This window comes from Pedobacter sp. (genome assembly GCF_045628745.1).
In the GTDB taxonomy this organism is placed as follows: Bacteria; Bacteroidota; Bacteroidia; order Sphingobacteriales; family Sphingobacteriaceae; genus Pedobacter.
The window spans coordinates 1-3422 of the sequence record NZ_JAZQPU010000124.1; the positions used below are offsets into that span (position 1 = coordinate 1).

The 3422-nt window shown below is 35.0% G+C and carries 2 protein-coding genes; both read left to right on the top strand.

What is annotated here, in order from left to right:
* Positions 1-182, top strand: a 182-nt coding sequence (locus ACR2F7_RS05255; RefSeq protein ID WP_432712539.1) for a hypothetical protein, incomplete at its 5' end; no start/stop codon positions are given.
* Positions 183-510: 328 nt separating this feature from the next.
* Positions 511-2838 carry an outer membrane beta-barrel protein gene (locus ACR2F7_RS05260; protein WP_432712540.1) on the top strand — a complete coding sequence of 776 codons (2328 nt, stop codon included), beginning with the start codon at positions 511-513 and terminating at the stop codon, positions 2836-2838.
* Positions 2839-3422: the final 584 nt, after the last annotated feature.

Below are 3422 nucleotides of genomic sequence, written 5' to 3' on the forward strand. Positions count from 1 at the left end.
CTGGCTGGATTGCTTTTTCTGTTAACCTTATTATTTTTCGTAAAGTTAAACATGGATATTTATCTAAGGTGGCTTCTATTTTTCTTCTTTATTTCAATGTGGTCAATTCTTGCACACTATTATTTGTTATTCAGTTTAGTCGTGCTGGGCAGTTGCGCATTATATTATTTGATGAATTTTGATAGGACCGATTTAAAAGTTGAGGAATAATAAGTATGTAATATCAGGTGGCATCATCAGGCTAAACGGCAACATACCGTTGAAGAAATCGTGAAATTTATTATTAAAGTTCACAGTGAACTTGACCATCATAACGGTAAGAATTAATTTAATTCTGTGAGCTTATTCATGCATTTTGTCGACAATTTAAATATAGCACCGTTTAAGATCTTTAAATGTTATTTTTTGTTAAAAATGATGTGAGTGACTTCGATTATAATATTAGTTATTAACTTGTTGCTCCATTGCAATTAACTAAAATATACAGCAATTCACAATTATTTACCAATTATGACGCTCAAACACTTTTTTAAAACATTTTTGTTCTTTAGCTTTCTATCATTTTCCGTGTTCGCCCAGAAAAACTTTGTGTTGTCTGGACAAATTGTCGACTTAGCCGGTAAAACAATTCCCAATGGAACGGTGAAATTATTAGACACAAATTCTGAAATAGTCAAAGCAGTTCAAGTAAAAGAAGGTGTTTTTTCAATCGAGTCAGTGCCTGAAGGTCGATACCTCTTAAATACATCTAGCATAGGATTTAATGACGATATAAAAAATATCATCCTCAATCGAGATACTAGCCTAATTTTAATAATGGTAGACAATTCAACACTTTTGAATGAAGTTCAAATTTCCGGCACGAAGCAGAATTTCTCAAATTCCAAAGGAAACATTAAGGTAAATATTGAAAACACTATCTTGTCACAAGTTCCAAGTGCAATAGAGCTCCTATCGAAACTACCAGCCGTTCAACTAAGTCCAGATGGAGAAAAACTGAGTATTGTTGGCCGTGGTGACCCGTTAATTTACCTCGATAATCAGCGAATTACACTAAATGATCTAAATTCACTCGCAACCAACGATATAAAAACAATAGAAATTGTTCATAATCCCTCCTCTAAATATGAGGCGGAAGGCAGGTCTGTTATAATTATCACCAGAAACAAAAGCACCGCAGACGGCTCAATAGTCACCTTATCTACAACAAACTCATTTAAAAGAAACTTTCATAGTCGGAATGGGCTCAATGTCAATATCAAAAAGGATAGGCTGGAGTTTAAAGGCAATATGCAGTACAACTATTTAAACCTGTGGGAAAGCAATAGTAACGATTTTAACATCACTGATGAAGACATTGCTACAAAATATAGGGTATATTCTATTGATACTCGCAGACAAACCATTATCAATGGAGGCCTTTACTATCAACTTAATGAAACGGATTATTTGTCTGCAAATGTAAGTAAACGCTATCAAGGTAGTGTTTTTACAAACACCACTGATACATACATAAAACAACCCGAATCGGAAGATTTCATCCATACTATTATTAATAATAAGGAGGTCAGACCACTTTTTAACTCCAATGTCAATTTCAATAAAAAATTTAAAGAACAGAATGGGCAAATATTTTTAGGGGTTCAGTATGCGCAGTTTTCTCATGACCTGGCAAGCAACATATACAATAATTATAATGAAACCGAGACAGTGCTAAGCCAGGATAGGAAACAAAATTATGGTGTAGATGTGGTTTCAGCCCGTGCTGATTTTGATAAATTGTTAAAGAACGAAATGAAGGTGGAAATAGGTGCGAATTTTTCTTCAGCAGCCTCTAACTCAATATTAAAGCAAACTGATTATATGCCAGCACTTCATCTCGCATCCGATTTTGCTTATGAAGAACAGATCTCTTCTGCTTACACGCAAGTTTCAGGTAAAATTAAAAGGGCCAATTTTTCAGCTGGATTAAGAATGGAAAATACGAACGTTAATGGCACAGGAGGGGCAGCGTCATTGATGTTAAAGAAAAACTATACGGATTTTTTCCCAAAAGCAACTTTTGACTTTCCACTTACAGACGGTAATCTGAGTGTGAATTATGCCAAAAGCATTGTCCGACCAAATTATACATCAATGAGTCAAATCACTGCTTATATCAACCCATTCTTTGAGTGGGCTAATAACATTAACATTAAGCCTACAATTCAACAAGAAGTATCGGCAACGTTACAAGTCAAAGACAATTCTATTGGCCTGACTTATTATCGCGTTAATAACCCTGTTTATTATGCTGTTGAATACAATGAGGAAAACAGAAAGTTACGTATGATTAACACAAATTACGAATCGGAATCTGGCTTAAATTTAAATATCATCATTCCATTTAAAAGTAGTATTTGGACAAGCACCAATACCATCACTGGAATCATTAATAAAGTAAATGAACCAATGGCCGTCATAAATAAAATTAAGCCTTATGTTTACTTGTACTCGAACAATGAAATCAAATTACCAGCTGGATATACACTCATGATTTCAGGGTGGGGAATGACTAAAAGAGAAGAAGGTATTTTTGAACGAAATGCTATGTATGCTATAGATACCGCAGTATCAAAGACCTTTTTTAAAAAATTAAACGCTACCCTGAGTTTCAATAGCCTTTTAAGTTCACAAGAAGCCAAAGAAAACTTTACCGTAAATAGCATCATCTCTCAAGGCATTTATTTTGCCGATGTTCGTGAAATATCATTAGGTTTAAAGTACGCCTTTGGTAACATCAAAGACTCTAAGTATAAGAATAAAGAGATTGACGAAAATATGAATAGAATAAGATAGTGAAATCGGTAATTCACTATCTGGACTAAAAATTCCATGTGCAACAGCCACGGTCATTTTCTTGGAATGTTAGGAATAGATTTTCATGATTTCGTTTTGGGCGAATTCATGAATTCGTTTTAACCGCTACACAATGCAATAGCCAAGCCTGTAATGGGATACTCAAAGGCGCGCTCCTGGCAAAAATGTAAAGTAATAACAGTAAAATGATATTTATTGTAAACCAAAATCAGTAAGACAATTGTATAATTATTGAAGGATCAGTTGTAGGCACCTATGAGTGAGTCCACGGTGAGTCCACATTGAGTCCACCATGAGTCCACCTTATACCGAACAACACGTGGACTCACCCTGGACTCATGGCGTATTCAATGCGCTCTTATAGCAAGCTGTCACTAGGCCGTCCCCAAACCTTCCCTCAACAAAAATCCATAAAAAAAGGCCTGTCCTTCATCAAAGAAGAACAGACCCTTACCAAATATTTTAAAACCTTTTTAAGGGTTAGTAGACCACAATGATGCTTCTTTAACAAACACCCTGCGGTTTAATTTTAACTGCGATACAATCAGTTCTGCAAAATCCTC

What these genes read in the sequence shown, in the direction of transcription:
- ACR2F7_RS05260 (WP_432712540.1), top strand. Translation starts at nt 511, where the DNA reads ATGACGCTCAAACACTTTTTTAAAACATTTTTGTTCTTTAGCTTTCTA.